This is a genomic window from Desulfomarina profundi (assembly GCF_019703855.1).
Classification (GTDB): Bacteria; Desulfobacterota; Desulfobulbia; order Desulfobulbales; family Desulfocapsaceae; genus Desulfomarina; species Desulfomarina profundi.
Genome location: NZ_AP024086.1, coordinates 2,047,850 through 2,065,814, shown reverse-complemented (window position 1 = coordinate 2,065,814; position 17,965 = coordinate 2,047,850). Strand labels below are relative to the sequence as shown.

15 protein-coding genes are annotated in these 17,965 nt (G+C 45.3%); 9 read left to right on the top strand and 6 right to left on the bottom strand.

Going from position 1 to position 17,965, the window contains the following annotated elements; genetic code table 11:
- The first annotated feature begins 6 nt into the window (after positions 1-6).
- The 4 genes from rpsO (at position 7) to LO777_RS09540 (ending at position 4,286) form a co-directional block, all read left to right on the top strand.
- Positions 7-276 (top strand): 30S ribosomal protein S15, encoded by a 270-nt coding sequence (rpsO, locus tag LO777_RS09555; protein ID WP_228857250.1) that lies wholly within the window; start codon positions 7-9, stop codon positions 274-276.
- A gap of 488 nt (positions 277-764) precedes the next feature.
- Positions 765-2,852, top strand: a complete 2,088-nt coding sequence (pnp, locus tag LO777_RS09550) for a polyribonucleotide nucleotidyltransferase (RefSeq protein ID WP_228857249.1) — start codon at positions 765-767, stop codon at positions 2,850-2,852.
- Positions 2,853-3,060: 208 nt separating this feature from the next.
- Entirely contained in the window at positions 3,061-3,516 is a 456-nt protein-coding gene (dut, locus tag LO777_RS09545) for a dUTP diphosphatase (RefSeq protein ID WP_228857248.1), read from the top strand.
- Positions 3,513-4,286 (top strand): MBL fold metallo-hydrolase, encoded by a 774-nt coding sequence (locus LO777_RS09540; RefSeq protein WP_228857247.1) that lies wholly within the window; start codon positions 3,513-3,515, stop codon positions 4,284-4,286. The genes dut and LO777_RS09540 overlap by 4 nt, the downstream gene beginning before the upstream one ends.
- A 10-nt stretch (positions 4,287-4,296) precedes the next feature.
- Here LO777_RS09540 and yhbY read toward each other — a convergent pair whose 3' ends face one another.
- The 3 genes from yhbY to LO777_RS09525 are packed head-to-tail and all read right to left on the bottom strand — an operon-like array spanning position 4,297 to position 7,619.
- Positions 4,297-4,632 (bottom strand): ribosome assembly RNA-binding protein YhbY, encoded by a 336-nt coding sequence (gene yhbY / locus LO777_RS09535; protein ID WP_228857246.1) that lies wholly within the window; start codon positions 4,630-4,632, stop codon positions 4,297-4,299.
- Between the two features lie 56 nt (positions 4,633-4,688).
- Positions 4,689-5,885, bottom strand: coding sequence for a TraB/GumN family protein (locus LO777_RS09530; RefSeq protein WP_228857245.1), 1,197 nt, complete (start codon positions 5,883-5,885; stop codon positions 4,689-4,691).
- A gap of 39 nt (positions 5,886-5,924) precedes the next feature.
- Positions 5,925-7,619, bottom strand: a complete 1,695-nt coding sequence (locus LO777_RS09525; protein ID WP_228857244.1) for a LysM peptidoglycan-binding domain-containing protein — start codon at positions 7,617-7,619, stop codon at positions 5,925-5,927.
- 328 nt (positions 7,620-7,947) lie between these two features.
- Here LO777_RS09525 and LO777_RS09520 point away from each other — a divergent pair, with 328 nt between their 5' ends.
- Both LO777_RS09520 and LO777_RS09515 read left to right on the top strand, forming a co-directional pair.
- Entirely contained in the window at positions 7,948-11,280 is a 3,333-nt protein-coding gene (locus LO777_RS09520; RefSeq protein WP_228857243.1) for a transglycosylase domain-containing protein, read from the top strand.
- Between the two features lie 80 nt (positions 11,281-11,360).
- Positions 11,361-13,196 carry a tetratricopeptide repeat protein gene (locus tag LO777_RS09515; RefSeq protein WP_228857242.1) on the top strand — a complete coding sequence of 612 codons (1,836 nt, stop codon included), beginning with the start codon at positions 11,361-11,363 and terminating at the stop codon, positions 13,194-13,196.
- A gap of 234 nt (positions 13,197-13,430) precedes the next feature.
- Here LO777_RS09515 and LO777_RS09510 read toward each other — a convergent pair whose 3' ends face one another.
- The 3 genes from LO777_RS09510 to LO777_RS09500 all read right to left on the bottom strand — a co-directional run bounded on the left by LO777_RS09510 (position 13,431) and on the right by LO777_RS09500 (position 15,925).
- Positions 13,431-14,132 carry an arginine N-succinyltransferase gene (locus LO777_RS09510; RefSeq protein WP_228857241.1) on the bottom strand — a complete coding sequence of 234 codons (702 nt, stop codon included), beginning with the start codon at positions 14,130-14,132 and terminating at the stop codon, positions 13,431-13,433.
- Positions 14,133-14,259: 127 nt separating this feature from the next.
- A complete protein-coding gene (locus LO777_RS09505) occupies positions 14,260-15,276 on the bottom strand; it encodes a transglutaminase-like domain-containing protein (RefSeq protein ID WP_228857240.1) in 1,017 nt (338 codons plus the stop codon).
- Positions 15,277-15,433: 157 nt separating this feature from the next.
- Positions 15,434-15,925 (bottom strand): NUDIX hydrolase, encoded by a 492-nt coding sequence (locus LO777_RS09500; protein ID WP_228857239.1) that lies wholly within the window; start codon positions 15,923-15,925, stop codon positions 15,434-15,436.
- A gap of 211 nt (positions 15,926-16,136) precedes the next feature.
- Between LO777_RS09500 and LO777_RS09495 the strand changes: the two genes are divergently transcribed.
- The 3 genes from LO777_RS09495 (at position 16,137) to LO777_RS09485 (ending at position 17,836) form a co-directional block, all read left to right on the top strand.
- A complete protein-coding gene (locus LO777_RS09495; RefSeq protein ID WP_228857238.1) occupies positions 16,137-16,355 on the top strand; it encodes a hypothetical protein in 219 nt (72 codons plus the stop codon).
- 7 nt (positions 16,356-16,362) lie between these two features.
- The gene (locus tag LO777_RS09490) at positions 16,363-17,142 is read left to right on the top strand and encodes an NRDE family protein (protein WP_228857237.1); all 780 of its coding nucleotides are present in this window, start codon (positions 16,363-16,365) and stop codon (positions 17,140-17,142) included.
- Between the two features lie 76 nt (positions 17,143-17,218).
- Positions 17,219-17,836: a nitrite reductase gene (locus LO777_RS09485; protein ID WP_228857236.1), complete on the top strand. Its 618-nt coding sequence runs from the start codon at positions 17,219-17,221 to the stop codon at positions 17,834-17,836.
- The last annotated feature ends 129 nt before the right edge of the window (positions 17,837-17,965 follow it).

Sequence of the window (17,965 nt, the reverse complement as noted above, 5' to 3'; positions counted from 1 at the left end):
AGTATCGTGGCACAGTCAGCAGTAAGAAAAAATGAAATAATCGAAAAATTTAAAACCCATGATTCCGATACAGGGTCCTCGGAGGTGCAGATTGCCCTCCTCACGGATCGCATCAAGTACCTGACCGAGCATTTCAAGGTACACAAGAAGGATCATCATTCACGACAGGGACTGCTTAAGCTTGTTGGTCAGCGTCGCAGTCTTCTCGATTATCTGAAAAAGAAGGATGTGAACAAGTACAGAATGATCCTGAAGGAACTTGATTTACGTAAATAAGTTATCTGCCGGCAATTCAGGACTGGTCGGTTCCGGCGCAATGCCGACTGATACCTCAAGCGGTTCAACAGTTTAGAGCTGCTTGGGGTTTTTATTGTTTTGTGATTACCTCATGAAACTCAGCCTGCCTGGAGATGTGGTAATTATATCAGGCTGGTCAACGGCCAAAATTACAGATATTATCAGGTGATACGATTTTTTCATGCAATGATAATCTGCAGTGTTCTTTTCGAGCTCACCGAACTCAGAATTGCCACAATGTTCATGAGAAATGCGGATCAGGCTGCAGGCAATCAGACTGATAAATCCAATAAAGATATGGTTGAACCCAATGGCTCAGCCATAACAAAGTAAAGAAAATCCAACTGCGGCGAAACGACTTTCAGTGGCAGGATTTTCAGAAAACAAAAGAGCATACGGGGCTGGTGGATAATCCAGTCATAATTAATGGAAGTACCTTTCCCTGATGCTGAACATCTGGAGAAATCATGTTTAACAAAGTAGAAGCGGAACTCGGTGGAAAAACAATATCCATCGAAACAGGCAAAATTGCCAAACAGGCGTCCGGAGCAGTGGTTGTTCAGTCCGGAGAGACTGTTGTTCTCGTGACAGTTGTCGGGGCAAAAGAAAATAAACCTGAAGCCGGTTTTATGCCTTTGACAATTGAGTATCAGGAAAAACTCGCATCGGTCGGGCGGATACCCGGCAATTATTTTCGAAGAGAAATCGGACGACCCAGTGATAATGAAGTCCTGACCTGTAGAATCATTGATCGTCCACTGCGACCTCTTTTTCCCAAAGGGTATTCGGCGGAAACCCAGGTTATTGCAACCGTCCTCTCAGCAGACCAGGAGCATCTTGCCGATGTGCTTGCCCTTACCGGCGCCTCCTGCGCACTGACCATATCCGATGTCCCCTTTGACGGTCCGGTGGCCGGTGGCCGGATAGGTATGGTGGACGGACAGTATATTTTGAATCCGACAGTTTCAGAATTAAAAAAATCCTCCATGGATATTGTTGTTGCCTGCACCCGCGAGGCCATTGTCATGGTTGAGGGAAAAGCCGATGAACTGAGTGAAGATGAGGTTCTTGCTGCTATTTTTTATGGCTTTGATGAGTTGCAACCACTCATCGATCTGCAGGAGGAGTTGCAAAAAGCTGTCGGTAAGCCCAAACGTGAGATTGAAACACCTGTTGTTGATGAAGAATTGATGGCAAAGGTTCGTGAAATTGCCGCTGCAGGGATGGAAAAGGTCTTTAATACAGCCGATAAAATGGAGCGGGGACAGGTGTATGACGACTTGAAAAGCATGGTTCTGGCAGAACTGGATACGGACGGTGAAAATGGTCACGGGATATCGGAAATGCTTTCCGCCTATAAAAAAGAATATATGCGTGACAAGATCGTCAATAGTGAAATTCGTATCGGTGGTCGGAAATTCAATGAGATCAGGGATATTGCCTGCGAGGCGGAATATTTGCCCCGGGCCCATGGATCAGCACTGTTCACCCGCGGTGAAACCCAGGCCCTGGTAACAACAACTCTCGGCAGTGAGCGGGACAAGCAGCGGGTTGAAACACTCCACGGTGAAGAAACCAGGCGGTTTATGCTACATTATAATTTTCCACCTTTCTGTGTGGGGGAAGCGCGGTTCCTTCGTGGCCCTTCCCGTAGGGATATCGGTCATGGAACACTTGCAACCCGTGGTCTTGAAGCGGTACTGCCGGCCGAAGAGGATTTTCCCTATTCTATTCGTGTGGTATCGGAAATTCTGGAATCCAACGGATCATCGTCCATGGCTACAGTCTGTGGTGGCAGTATGGCCATGATGGATGCCGGAGTCCCGATTAAGCGTCCGGTTTCCGGTATTGCCATGGGATTGATCAAGGAAGATGAGAAAATTGCCATTCTCTCCGACATCCTCGGTGACGAAGACCACCTGGGTGATATGGATTTCAAAGTTGTTGGTACAACTGACGGAGTGACAGCCCTGCAGATGGATATCAAAATTGATGGCGTTGATAGGGAAATTATGTCAAAGGCCCTTGAGCAGGCCAAAGAGGGGCGGATTCATATTCTTTCAGAGATGGAAAAGGGTATTGCCAAGGCAAGAGACGAGGTCGTAGACCATGCGCCGAAATATATTGTTCATAAAATCAGTCAGGACAAGATCCGGGATATTATTGGCCCTGGCGGTAAAATTATCAAAGAGTTATCCAGCGAGTTTGATGCCAAGATAGAGGTGGATGATTCGGGTCTTGTGAAAATGTTTGCCTTAAACGGTGCCCTGGCTGATGCTCTGGTTGAAAAGGTGAAAGCCATTACAGCCGAAGCGGAAGTTGGTGGAGTTTACAAGGGAACCGTTAAAACTATTAAAGACTTTGGTGCCTTTGTAGAAATACTTCCAGGTACGGATGGTCTTGTTCATATTTCTGAACTGGCCCATAAACGTGTGAACAAGGTGAGTGACGTGGTGAGTGAAGGTGATGTCATCGAAGTGAAAGTCCTTGATGTTGATAATCGGGGCAGGATACGCTTGAGCCGTAAAGCCCTGCTCGAAAAAAATGCAGATTAACAAATATGGCATCCGCATGTTGTGACGTGCAGGATTCAGTTTGGAGCCGATTCTCTTTCAGGGGGTCGGCTTTTTTGATATTGGCTGATATGCATTTCTTACCAGCTCAGGCGGTATGATTTTTTGAAATCCTCCCGCCGAAACAGAAATGTCTCAAGGATTTCCGGTGCCAGACTGAGTTTCGTATGGAATCAGGATTTAATAAAATATGGAAAAAATAACAATAAAACTGAAATGGTTTCTTCCACCGGATGAGCGGGATATCCACCTGCCAAGCTATGAAACCTTCGGCTCTGCAGGAATGGATGTAGAGGCGGCGGTAAGAAAACCACTGCCCGTTTCTCCCGGAGAGATTGTTCTTGTACCCACAGGTTTTGGTGTGGCACTCCCCCCTGGATTTGAGTTGCAGGTTCGGCCAAGGAGCGGTTTAGCTGTGAAGCATGGCATTACATTGATCAACAGTCCCGGAACAATTGACTCAGATTACAGGGGAGAGATAAAAATAGCCCTGGTCAATCACAGCCGTGCGGATTTTATGGTCAGGAGAGGTGATCGAATTGCTCAGCTTGTGGTAGCCCCTGTAACGCGCGCTGATTTTGAAATTGTTGTAGAACTGGATGTGACCGAAAGAGGGGCCGGCGGATTTGGTCATACAGGTCTGTGATACGATTTTCAGTTCTTGGCAGTGGCAGCAGGGGAAATGCTGTGTACGTGGAAAGCGGAACCACTGCAATATTGGTTGATGGTGGATTTTCAGGAAAGGAGATTGAAAAACGGCTGAAATCAATAGGCCGTGATCTGGATTCTCTTGATGGAGTCTGTGTAACCCATGAACATAATGATCATATCCATGGAGTTGGTGTTATTTCAAGACGATGTCGCATTCCTGTGTTGGCAAATGCAGGAACCTTCAAGGGCGGAGAAAAAAAAATGGGTAAACTGTTCAAGCGAATAGAGTTTGAAACGGGCGGGGGCCTCTCTTTCCACGATCTCTTTATACGTTCATTCCGGATTTCCCATGATACCGCAGATCCGGTCGGTTTTGTTATCAGTGACGGTCAGGTGAGCCTTGGTTACTGTACTGATACCGGAAAGGTGACTTTTCTGATGGAGAAAAGGCTTTCGGAATGTAACGGGCTTATCCTTGAATTCAACCATAATCCGGAGATGTTGAAAAATGGGCCATATCCCCTGGCATTGCAGCAGAGAGTCCGTTCCACCCAGGGACATTTATCCAATGAAAAAGGAGCCGAATTTTTGAAAAATACATTTCACGACCGTCTGCATAAAATTGTTCTGGCGCACTTGAGTGAAACCAATAACAGGCCCGAACTGGCACTGTACGCCGCAGAAAAGAGTATTTCGGATGATCATGATCCGGAAATAGTCGTTGCTTCTCAAGACATTCCCACCCCCCTGCTTTCCCTGTTATGATTATCCCTTGTCAGGCTTTTGGCAGAACAATTCGCTTTTCTTTTTTTCTTTTTGGATTTGTTTTATAGAGAATAAGGGTTTTCCCGATGAGCTGTACCAGGGAGCTGCCTGTTTTTTGAGGTATAGACTGAGCTGCTTCCTTTTTCTCCAGGCCACTGTTATTACTGATTTTCACCTTGATCAGTTCATGATGAACCAGAGCTGTCCGTATGGATTCAAGAAGACCTTCGCTGAGACCATCTTTTCCTATCTGGACTGAGGGTGAGAGTGGATGGGCCAGTTTTTTCAGGAATTTTTTTTGTTTGATAGTCAATTCAGGGAGTTCTATTTCTTTATTTTCAGACATGATAATTTAGTTTAGTATTCAGTAGTTATACAATTTTAAAAGGTTTGGGAATGTTATCAATGCACCAGATTCTTAAAAATCTCAACACCACCTACCCATGTTCCTATGGCGGAACCCAGCCCGGTGAGCAGAAAGACAAGAAAAACACGCAGGAGCCTGTTTTTCCACCAGCCGGTGAAAGTTGCAATATCTTCTCCTGCAGATTCAAATTCCCTGACCTTGGGTGGAGAAGTCATGACCTGGATAAACGCAGTTACATAACCGGCACCGATAACCGGAGTCAGGCTGGTCAGGGGGGCGCTTAAAAATGCTCCAATTATGGTAAAAGGGTGGGCCAGGGCCAGCAGGGCACCTCCGGCCGCAGGAATACCATTGGCCAGTATCCAGTATATCATGTTTTCTCCGGCGACAGTACCACCCTTCTGGTAGCCAATTGCCGCAATGGAGCCGAGTATCAAGAGTGGGATTGCCCAGCCGAAAAACTTATATCCCTTCGAAACAGGTGGAATAGTGGAAATTTCGGCGATTTTGTCCCTGTGGTCAACAGGGAGTGTTTTCTTGATGCCTTCCACGTGACCTGCCCCCACGACAGCAACAATGCGTTTTCCGTGGGAGGCCTTTATTTTTTCGGCCAGATAAAGGTCTCTTTCATCTATGAGAACACGTTTCATGGTTGGCATGGATTCTCCCATTTCATCCATGAGCTCGGTGAGGACATCCTTTTGTTTGAGTTCTGAGAGTTTTTCTTCGGTTATCTCTGTTCTGTCAAAAACACTGACCAGAAGGGAACTGAGCAGGTATATTTTTTTAAAAAAGGAGGTCGATTTCCACGCCCGGCGCAGGGTTATGCGTACGTCCCGGTCACAGAGAGAGATGGGAATCTGAAAACTGTTTGCAGTTTGCGCTGCCGCAAGCAGCTCAGCCCCTGGTGTGACTCCAAGACTGGTGCCAAGTCGTTTCTGATAGGATGCCATCAGCAGGCTGACAAGCAAAGTTGCAAGTTGTTTGTTTTTTATAATTTCCTTCAGGTCCAGTGACTGCCACTTTTTTTTCTGTGTCAGGGCCTGGTAACGTTTATCATCAAGTTCGAGGCAGACACAGTCGGGTTGTTCCTGTTCAATAACTTTTTTTACAAGCTGTACTGATTCAGGGGAAATATGGGCAGTTCCTATGAGTATTATGGTCTGGTCGTTATGGTGAATAACATGAACATCGTCATTATACTCACCGGCCGGAAATGGAGAATCTGTCATTTTGTGCTTTTTTGGGGCTGTTGCCGATAGAAACCTAACTTAAACCTTCTTTAGTTTCAGTTTGCTTCCCGGATGGATAAGATTGGATTTCAGGTTGTTCCATTTTTTCAGTTCAGTTGTGGAAATTTTGAATTTTCTGGAAATTGTCCAGAGAGAATCCCCGGACCTGACCTGATAATATTTGAAGGCGCTGGAATTTCCGATACGAAGTTTTTTCCTGTCAGCTGTCAGGAAAACCACTTTGCTTTTGCCACCTGTTTTCTTCATGTTCCGTTTTTGGGCAGGGTTTGCCGGGAGACTGGAACCGCTTTTGTTGATATAAAGTGCAAGCTGTTGTCCAGCCCGGATTCTGTGGACGCTCTTCAGCCCGTTCCATTCAACAATCATTTCCGGTGGCACGCCATATTTGAATGCTATCTTCGACACGGTTTCTCCTGGTTTTATCCGGTGGAGAATAAGGCTGTCCTTGTAGGCGGCCAGTGCATTTTTAGAGCCTTCCGGCAGGAGTTGATAGGTGATGGTCGAATAGGGGATTCTCAGGTTCCGGCCGACAACAAGTGTACGTGTACGCAGGTTGTTGACTTTCAGGATAGTGGTTTTATTGACCCCGTATTTTCTGCAGATTTTTGATAAAGTTTCACCTTTTCTGATCTTATGGGATTTGAACCCTGTACTCACGATAGAATGGAGTCTGGGAAGATTTTTTTCTGCTATTGTTTTGGTGAATGGCGGAATGTGTACCCTGTAGGAAGCCCTGTTCAAGGGTGTTCTGCTCTGCCGTAATTCCTGGTTGAGGGATTTGATGGTTTTTATGCTGCTGTTGCTGATCATGGCAATAGCGTTCAGCTTCATCCCGGGACCGACTGTAATCGTGTCGTACTGGAGCGGTTGCTGGTAAGAGATATTGGTAAATCCGTATTTGGCAGGTTCCTTGGCAATGAGGATAGCGGCTATGAGCTTGGGAACATATCGTTTGGTTTCAAGCCTGAGAAATCTGTGGTTAGCCAGTTCCCAGAAATTTTTGACCTTGTACCTTTTCAGGCCACTTCTGATTTTCCCGGGTCCTCCGTTGTAGGCCGCAACAGCCAGATGCCAGTCACCAAATTCCCGGTAAAGATCCAAGAGGTAGTTTGCCGCGGCCTTTGTTGACTTTTCGGCATCCCGTCGTTCATCAACATATCGGTCTATCCTGAGATGGTACTGTCTGCCTGTGCCGCGCATAAACTGCCAGAGACCAACAGCGTGTGATCTGGAGTAAGCACGTTGATAAAAACCGCTTTCGATCATGGACAGATAGATAAGATCCAGTGGGAGACCTGCTTCCCGGAAAGTTTTTTCCATCAGTGGCTTATATTTTGTGGAACGGGCAAGCCACCTGGAAAACTGTTTTCGCTGCCTGTTCTGGAAGAGGTCAAGATACATATTGACCTGTTTATTAAGAACAACAGGAAAATCGTAGCGAATATGTTCAGCAGGAGCCTCTGTTACAGGAGAAATATTCTGGTCCCATCCCCCTGTTTTCTTCAAAGCCACAAGTTCCTGGTCGAGGCACATTTCCGGTTCGGTTTCAACCAGTTGCAGATCCGGATCATCGACAGGTTCAGCTTCTACTTTATCGACAGGTTTGGGAGAAGGCAGGGTACTGACAAGTTTTTTATCAGTGCATCCGGAGATAAAGGAAACGGTAAGCAGGAGAAAAATGATTCTTATTAACGTGTTATATATATGTTGCATAAAATGTTAAGTAATAGTTGCAAGAATTCGGTAAGGATTGAAATGAGAGAATTGTCAATAAATGCCTGTTGAGATATCTTATATAACCTTGTACATTCAAAGCAAATTAAGCGCAGTAACAATTGTCACCTATTTAAAACCGAACCACTGGGGAAAAGCAAGTAATATAAGTATAATCAGCGCAGCCCGAAGCCGTGCGTGTCTATTGGCATATCCGTTCTGAGCATGTCAGGGGGATGCCGGATTATCTGAAAAAGCCTGAAAGCGACCAGATAGACGTGTCGTGGATTCAGGTTCTCATGTGTTTCCTGATTGGTATAATCATATCATGCTTAAAAAATTTTTTCTGTTTTTTTCAACTCTTGCCATAATTGCTGCCATATTTGTTGCGGGTGGGCTGTATTACCTGGTCGTTGTGGAACCTGGCGATGAAATCAAGATAGAGAATATTCGTCGAATCCTTGGTAAGGAAAGCCATGTTTTCTACAGTGACGGCAAAACCAGGCTGGGTGTTTTTTTTGATAAGGCACATCGCCAGTATGTCACCTACAGTCAGATTCCAGACGACTTTGTCAACGCACTGGTGGCATCGGAAGATGACCGTTTTTTTTCCCATTTCGGTTTTGATATTGTCGGTATCGCCCGGGCAATGGTGAAAAATATCGCAGCCGGCAGAATTGTTCAGGGAGGGAGTACACTGACGCAACAGACAGCCAAGAATCTCTTCAAAAGGACTGACCGTTCCCTTGAAGCCAAGCTGAAAGAGCTGCTGTTTGCCTTGAGACTGGAATACCGATATTCAAAGGAACAGATTTTTGAATTTTACGCCAACCAGTTTTATGTAAGTGGCAATGGTCACGGTCTGGGTGTTGCTGCAAGATATTATTTCGATAAAAAATCCTCCGAATTGTCCCTGGTTGAAAGTGCATTTATTGCCGGAAGCGTCAAGCGTCCCAACTATTATAATCCTTTCATCAAAAAATCGAAAAAAGCGGCTGACCTGGCCAGGCAGCGGGCTAAGATCCGTCTCAGGTATGTTCTGGGGAAGATGCGAACTCTTGGGATGATAGATAATTACACTTATAATCAAGCTGTTTCTTCACAAATCCCGTTTAAACAGGGGAAGGTCGGTTTTTCCCTGGATTATGCCATGGAAATGATTAAAGACGCGGTTTCATCAACAGAAGTTCTCAACAGTCTCGCTGTACATGGTATCACCAATGTCGCCACCTCTGGAGTGAAGGTTATCACTACAGTTGACAGGGATCTGCAGGAAAAAATCCTGTCTGTTCTCAGGGGTGAATTGTCTCGTCTGGATGTCCGGCTGCGTGGTTATACAAGGGTGGAGGTACAGAGGGAACTTGAAGAATTGAATTATAAGGGTGACAGCAGGTTGATTGAGGACGCCTTTTTATTTGGAAAAATAAAAAAAATCGACGGGAAGGAAAAGGATGTCAAACTCCATGTGGAGTTTGACAGAAAAATCGGTATGGGAATCATCGATTACAAAGGGCTTAAAAAGATGGTCACTGCTTTAGCCAAATACAATAAAAATCGATGGAGTGAACCTGAAAAAAAAGATCTTGACGATCTGTTGACCGAACTGAAGGTGGGAGACCGTGTCTGGGTAAGTGTCCGCAGTTTGCAGGAAAATAAAACTGCACTCTTGAATCTTGAAAAATATCCCAAGGTGCAGGGAGGAGCAATAGTTCTGAAAAATGGCAGGATTAAGGGGATGGCTGGAGGAACGGAAAACCGTTTTTATAATCGTGCCGTTTATGCGAAAAGAACTATGGGATCGGCTTTTAAACCGTTTGTCTTTACGGCTGCCCTGCAGTTGGGCTGGAACAGTTCAGACCTGTTGAAAAATAGTCGGGATGTGTTTGTCTACCATGATCGGCCCTATTTCCCCCGCCCTGATCACAGGAGTCCTTTCAGGGAGGTGTCCATGAGCTGGGCTGGTGTTCATTCAGAAAATGTTGCCTCTGTATGGCTTCTTTCTCATCTCTGTGATCATTTAAATCCAGCGCAGTTTCAAGAAGTTGCCCGCCGACTTGATCTTGCCCCCCGGGTTGTTGACGGGGAAGAAGAACCTTATAGAACCTATCGGGATCGAATCAGGGATCGTTTTGGCCTGGTTGTTGATAGAGATGTCCTGCTTGGTGCGGCCTTCAGGGAGGCCGTCATGAATCTTGAGACCGATTTTATATTTGACGGCATGCTCACTGAATACAAAATAATCAAAGGATTACATTTTGGTCTGCATTTTGAAAAATTTTATGAAGATCTTAAACAGGAACTGATTGAGAAAGAACAGAGCCTGCATGATTATGAGAAAAAGGAAATTGCTCTTCGCCAGAAACTGTTGCAAAACTCGTACCTGCTTCTGGCTGCAGTAAGAGAGGAGATGCGAAATTATATAAGAACTCTTGACCCTGGAGGTGATGTCAGGGATTATGATCCTTTTGCAGAGCAGACGAACGCTTTTTTTCTCAATGACCTGACTGGAGAAGTGTCTTTCAGCAGGATGGAAAACGCGAGTGAACAGGACCGGCCGATCAGCAGAGAAAAACTGCTTTCCTATCTTGCACGGCTGGATAATCGCAGTCGGCATGAATTCCTGGAAAAGGTGAAGTTGAATGGTTTGCTCAATGTTGGCGCTTTCGATACTCTTCAGGAGCAGGTGAAGAGAGAGTATGAAAAATTAAAGAAAGGGCTTCCCTACAGTTTTGCTACACTTTCCAAAGTAAAAGATTTTAGAATTATGGTGGGTCTTCATTACCTGGTAAGGATGGGTGAGGAGCTCGGGATCAAAAGCAAACTCGAACCGGTACTCTCTTTTCCATTGGGTTCCAATGTTGTCACTCTGCTGGAAACCACCAGGATGTATGAAGCCCTGGTTTCGGGAATGGTAACGAACTTCGGAGATGAAAATGATGAGGAGAGCAGCGAGTCCCTGGCTATTCTCGACCGGATTGAATCTGAAGACGGAAAAATTCTTTACCGTCCTGCGATGCATGAAAAAACAGTAATTGATACAAAAACAAGATTATCAATAGGGCATATTCTGGAAAATATAGTAAAATTCGGTACAGGAAAAAGGGCGGATAAAACTGTTCGGCTTTCTGTGAAGGAGAACGAAGGTGAAGGGCCGGCTCTTGATCTTGCCATTCCCCTGCTTGGGAAAACCGGTACTGCAAACCGATATACCAACGCGTCATTTTTTGGATACCTCCCAGGTTTATCGATGAAAGGGGAGGATTTGACGATTGATGGTGGTTTCGCGGTGGGGGTTTACGTTGGTTTTGATGACAATAAACCCATGCGCAGAAAGAGCAGCAGGATAACAGGATCAGCAGGGGCATTACCGGCATGGTGCAAGATAGTCAACAGTCTGTTGCTGAATGAAAAATATGGGTCAAGGCTTGACCCGGTAGATCTGTCGTTTTATGGTCTCGTACTCAAACGTGACCCGCAGGGACAGATGAATCTGGCTGTTGATCCTGACCAGGGTGGCAAACTCGTTGAGCCGGTGAAGGAGGTTGATGAACTGCTTCGATATCAGCCGGCTATTATGACTTTCGGCAGAAAAAACGATGTTGGCCAGTTTGAGCCCGGGCGCTATTATGTACCTTTCTGGGATACGGAAACGGGAAGGTAAAGTGATCCCATATAATTGACGATATAGTAGCCTGGATCCGGGACAATTGTGTGATTTCTTTTACAGGGAAAATAAATGTTATGAAAAAGTTGATATATGGTTTTCTTTTTATTGGTTGTACCGTCACTTTGACAGGTTGTGCTTTGCCTGAAAAATCAAAGGTTTCCACACCAGTGGTTCAAACGTCGTCAATGCAGAAAATTCCACCCGTTCAGCCGGATATGAAATCTCCGGAGGATCAGGCGGTCAGTCAACCACGTTACCTGGATATTGACAGTAATCCAGAAGTAGTCATGGAAAAGAATATTGAAGAAGTCCTGCCTTCAATGGTTTCCTTAAATGACAGAATTTTTGAATACGGTCGCAAACTGAATCGCTGGAAAGAACTGGACAGTCAGTCTGTGGACCTTGACCTGAGTGACGAAGAGGCGAGCCAGATGGTTCGCTGCTTTCGCAGGCTCCAGAATATTCTGAACGGGTATGGTGAACTCAGGGAGAAAATGTTGCGGGCCAGAAATATGGAGTCGGCTGAAACGATAAATAAAAATGAAGTGTTTGAGTTGCAGCAGAAAGACATAGCCTTTCTGGAAAGTGCGTGCGGTCGGCTTCTTGGCACTTCTCAGGAAAAAAGTATAGGTTGGAGCAGGAGGGAGGAAAAGGCGGACCTTGCCCAGCTGGAAACATTAATTGACAGGTATGCGGAAAACAAGGAGTATGAGGAAATAATACAGGTCTGGCTGAAAATACCTGAACAGCAGGTTGGTCGCGTCCATCTCCGCACAAAAATTCTATATGGTAACGCCCTGATGTATCTTCATCAGGAGGAAAAGGCTGCGGAAATATATAGAATGGTGGTTGATCAGATGTCCAGCTCGAAGGAACAGCCATCTGACCTGGTATCTTTAAGAAAGGTTCTTGCCGATCTTTATACGGCTTCGGGAAATTACAGGGAAGCGGAAGTACAGTATAAAAAAATATCTGAAGACTACCAGACTCTCGGGCATCTTGAAGAGTGGTCAAAACTGCAGTTGTCTATTCTCGATAAGTCCATGGAAGACAGTCCGGAGTTAACTGAATATTCATCACTTCTGCGGAATTACCTGGGCTTTGATCCGGAGAAAGACGGCTATAAGATTGTCTGGCAGGCTGAAAAGTTTCTGGCGAATTATCCTTATTCGCCTGTTTCATCTAATGTTGATGACATTAAGGCCCGTGTTTTGCAAAGAGCGGATGACTGGTTCAACGGTTTTTTTGAAACTGTTGACAAGTTGAGCAGTGAGAAAAAATTTGAAGAGGCGATGGAATTACTGGAAACTATTCCGGCTGATATCATTGGCACTGAAAAACAGATTAAAATTAAGGAGAAAAACCAGAAACTGCTCCTGGCTGCGGCTGTTGAAAAGGAAACGGAAAAGATGGCACAGATCCAGGAGCTGCAACATCAGTGGAACAACGGAATGCTGCTGGTAAAAAACGGCAGATACGATGAGGCCCTGGCTGTTTTTACCAATTTGCTTGATACAGAATATTCAAAGAAGGCGGAAAAGAAAATTGAGGAAGTCTCTTTGCAGGCGGCAAAAGCCGACAGGAGAAAGGCTGCGGATCTGTTTATCAGGTTCACTAAAACCAGTGATATTGAAAGCAAGAAAAAGTTGCTTATTGAATCCAGAAAATTACTGAAAAATATCCTGGTTAAATATCCGGAGGTTGAAATCGGTGCCAAAGTTATCGGCAATATTAAACGGGTGGAACAGGAGATGATGGCCATCGATCCAAATCTTATAGCTCTCGCCGACAGGGAGGAAAATGCGGTTGAGGAGGATGGAATTGACACTGTTTTTGCATCACCCGGGGTTCCGGTAGTGAGTGGCAATGAGCAGATAAAGGAGCAGAATATTCAAACGCAGCAGCCTTGAACAGTTGTCAGCCTGCATTTCTTATCAATCAGTGTCTGTCCATAAATGGCCTTTTTGCCCGATTTCTGCGTCGCTACGAAAAATAAAAATGCTCATATATGCCTGATATGCTGCGTTTTTTATTTTCATATCCTCCTCGGAGTCTACGCTTACCTGATCTCGAACAAAAAATCTCATTTCTGGACAGGCACAAGCTAACGTCGCCTGAACTGATGAGAAATGTGGGCCAGATGTTCACTCTTTCAACCTGATATTCAGGAATCCGTTAGTGACGGTAATGGAGTCCACCCCATCGGCAAAGGCTTGCCAGAAGCCGTCATCCCCTCCAAATTCACTGACAAGATCAATATTTTTCAACCCACCCAGCCAGGCGTTGGGCATGGGCACTCCCATCAGGCTGACGCCTTTGAGTTTTACAATCGGTCGACCATTTTTATAGGCCAGTTCCGCTCCAGCGTTTACCCGCAGGGTTTTTCCACCCATTATAGGGAAATCGGGGTCGAGGGGGATCAGCAGTTTCAGAGAAATCATATCGTCGGCCAGGTCAATAGCCAGTTTTTGCGCGAGATCCGTATTTTTTGCCATCAGTGCATTGATCTCACGCTCTGTGAAATTGATTTCTCTTGAACCTGGTTCTTCGCTGTACTGTTCCGGGATCAGGTTGCCATCCTTGTCATAATCCTTCGGTTTTTCCGGGGGAGCTTCCAGTCCTTCAAAACGTTTGAGTTTTACTTCGAGTTGCTGTTCTTCCTTCTGGGTAAGAACAACGGGTTTGAAAGGTGAGGGAAAGAGAAAAATCTTGATGGCCAGAGCTGTTGCAAAAATGGCAACACACATGGATATCAGGATCATGACAAGCACCTGTTTCCATGAAAAACCACTGCGCCCGGACCGGGGTGGCAGGGTTGGAGGTGCGGTGATCTGGTTATTGGTCATTTGGCAGCCTTGCATGGAGTGGATTTTGATTGTGTGTTACGAATTTGAAAGCCCCACCGGACTTCCTGACATTCTACCATGTTCTGCCATGTTTGCAATTCAATGATACTGTTCGTGTCCGTGACGGTTACTGCCTGAAAGTAACAGTGTAGGAAAAATTTTCCGGATCAAGCCAGTCATGGGCCTGCCCACCGGTTTCCGCGTATGGATAGCCAAATGTATTTAAGGGTGCTCCTTTCTGAGGCGGATTGAGGAGCAGGTCGCGGCCTCTGCTGAGTTCCACCCTGTATGGATCCCAGCCTCCCCAGAAATATTCCCGGAGTTCAGTTGTCCTTGCATCACCGGGTTTGAGCTTCTCCTTCAGCATAAGTTTCAGAACATCGGCAGGATCTACAGGAACCCAGCCATATCCAGGCAGGTAAAATTCCGCCCAGCAGTGCTGCCATTTGCTCACATCCACGACCGGTTTTTTCCCTAGCCTGATACCGAATATTTCCCTGGAGGGGATACCTGCAGCACGGGCAAGAGCCACAAAAACGGAGTGGATATCAGTACATTTTCCTTTTCGGCTGGCAAGCAGAGAGCAGACATCTCCGGTTCCACAACCCTTGGTTTTTGGATCACGGTACATGTTTATACATATCCAGTCATAAATTGCCCTGGCTTTTTCAAGGACGGTGGTTTTCCCGGTTGTGATGGAATCTGCCAGTTCCTTTACCATGCCGTCAATGGGACCTGATTTTGTCGGGGTGAGAAAAAGGGCGTAATCTGAGCGGTTCCAGGGAGCTTCTTTTGTCGGGAAATCTTTTTTTATGACTTCCCGGCGAACAACATGAAAACTGAAAGTCAGTTTACGGCTTTTAGAATTTTTATCCCACTGTGCATAGAGTATCGGTGTGGAATATTTTTGATCTGTATATACTGCTGAGCGGGTATAATCTCCAGAAATAACGATATCAGAGATCAGTTGGTTCTCGTCGGATATGGGGTATGGAATCCACAATTGAGTTTCTTTTGCTATCTTGTCGGGAGCAGAGAGATCAAATTCCATGGTGATGGTACCCGCTGCCTGTTTTACTGCAGAAGCGGATTGCGGCAGGACGAGAAACGCAACTAATAGGCAAAAGAGGGAACACAGCTTCATTTTTATCTCCAGAATAACAGTATTGATAAACCGGCATCAACGGACACCGGCTCTATTTTCATCAATACTGTAATTCAGTTCTCTATTGGGGTAAAATTCATTATTCCTCTGGGTTGTGTGTCTACCCATAGGAAAGAGTTATGGCGAATGGATAGGGTTACATTTCAAGAATGAATCTGAGAATCTTGTAGGTAAATCCCCACAGAAAATAATCTCCGAGAGGAAAAGCGGGAAACATGGTGCCCGGTATCATCTCGATCTCCTGGTGGCGTGTCTGGTCCAGAAAATCTCTTTCCTTCAGCCAGCAAGATTTTTGCACTTCATGGGGATTCAGTATTAACGGGGGTTGTTTGGATAACTCAAAAAGAAATGGTTGAACGATGATTTCAAAGTTGAGATTTTTACCCACAGTTGTCACGGGCAAGGTGGTTTGCAGTTTATTTTCAGAGAGTGTTATTCCCACTTCTTCCCTGGTTTCTCGTATGCATGTTTCAAGCAGATCCCTGTCTGTATCTTCTTTTCGGCCTCCGGGAAAAGAGAAGTGCCCGGACCAGGGATCATTCGGGTGAATGGCTCTTCTGATGACCAGAAAACTTTTTTCCGGTGTGAGGCTTTTTATAATGGCTACGGCAGCGGAAGGTTTTTGCATGGGGTCATGTTTAAAATAGGGGTTGATGAGTTTGATGACTTCTGTAAAGTACTCTTTTTTCAGGTAATTGCAAGAAATGCATAGGTTTTGCTGGTACACTCCATATTCTGACTACCCTGAATCACGGAGCATTCGATATTGACAGTGGCTGGAAGAATGAATATGAAAATCCAGACTGGAAGCTACGGTTTTTTTCACTAGGGAGGTCTCCATGAACCATACTGTTACGGTGTTTTCACCTTATATTTTTACTGTCGGAGAGAAAATACATATTGATTCCGGTCGAAGAAAGGGGGACTGGGAGGTTGCAGCTGTTGCCGACAATACGGTGACCCTGAGATGTCCAGTTTCAAAAAAGGAATTTACCTGGAAAAAATTCTGCTATCTTATTGATAAAAAACAGACGACTACATGGCCGGGAGAGTCCTGAGAACCTCATGTGCCTGCTTTTTTTATCATTCAAATTGACGCCGGGTTACAGACTTGTTCTGGCCGCCAACAGGGATGAGTTTCTCCATCGCCTCACAGCTCCTCTGCATTATAGAGATGAAGAGAAGACAATTCTTGCAGGTCGTGATATGCAGGGAGGAGGAACATGGCTTGGACTCAGCAAAAGAGGAAAGATTGCCGCAATCACCAATTTTCGTCAAGGTGGTATACTGCGGAGTGACGCACCGTCCAGAGGAGAGATCATTGATTCGTATCTTCGATCAGATGATTCCGTGGAAGTTTTTCTAGCCGAGTTGCAGAAAAAAGGGGGAGAATATAACGGGTTTAATCTGATTTTGGGTGACGTTGACAGTCTCTTTTATTATACAAACCAGGGGGTTGATAAAAATCCTGTTGCCTTGAAACCTGGATTCTATGGATTGTGCAATCATTTTCTGGATAGCCCGTGGCCAAAACTTGTTCGAGGGAAAAAACTGTTGAGACCTGTAATGGTGGAAACGGAAATAATAAAGCCGGCGACTATTTTTTCCCTGTTGCAGGACTCATGGCGCCCGGAGGACAATTGTCTGCCGGAGACAGGAGTTGGGCTTGAATGGGAAAGACTGCTGGGATCAATCTTTATCGATGGAGAGTCCTATGGGACACGATCTTCTGCTGTCATCACAGTCAATGAGAGTGGGGAAGCAATGTTTTGTGAGAAGACCTATTACCGGAATAAAAAGAATGATGATGTCGTTTGTTTTAATGAGATGCTTGATTGTGTATAATTCACACCCTGAACTCAATGGACAGACATCAGGTTATATTTTCCATTGATCAGAAAAATATTAAGGGAAAGTTCGTATGAAGATAACTGGTAAAACAAGTATAACCGTATTGTTGCCGGCGGGCAGACTGCCCCTCGGTATTATGAGGGAAAGCCACAGGCTGGCTGAGAAATACGGTTTCGGGGTCTATCTTTCAACGGCCCAGAATTTGCGATTGATAAACGTTCCGGAGTCTGCCATCGAAGCAGTCAGGAAAAAACTTGGTGCATTGGGTGCTGATTTCAAGGGACCTGGAAAATTCCCTATTCCCCGGCTCTGCGTAGGGAAACCCCATTGCAATTTAGGTGTTGTGGACACGGAGGCTGTCTGCATGAGAATTCTTGATCGCTTTGGTGACAGAAAAAAGGTGAAGGGCAAATTGAAAATCGCCGTTGCGGGATGTGCCATGTGCTGTTCAGCCCCGAAAATTACTGATATCGGTATCTTTGCAACAAAAGACGGCTATGAGGTGTATGCAGGTGGTAAGGGTGGTGCTTTTCCAAAGATTGGTCGTCGTATTGCAAGAAAAGCATCTGAGGAGAAGGTACATGAAATAATAGAGATACTTTTTGATTATCATGACAGAAAAACCGTCAAGAAACAGCGTATGACAAAACTCCTGATGGAAGAGGATTTTCCTTTTGAGGAGGTATGATGGGCTGACTTTTTGAGGTCGTGATTTTTAAGAACATGAAGATAAAATGAGGCAGGGAGAATGGGTTTTCCATTCTCCCTGCCTCATTTCCTGTGACCTGTTACAAATACAATGATTGATACAACGAGG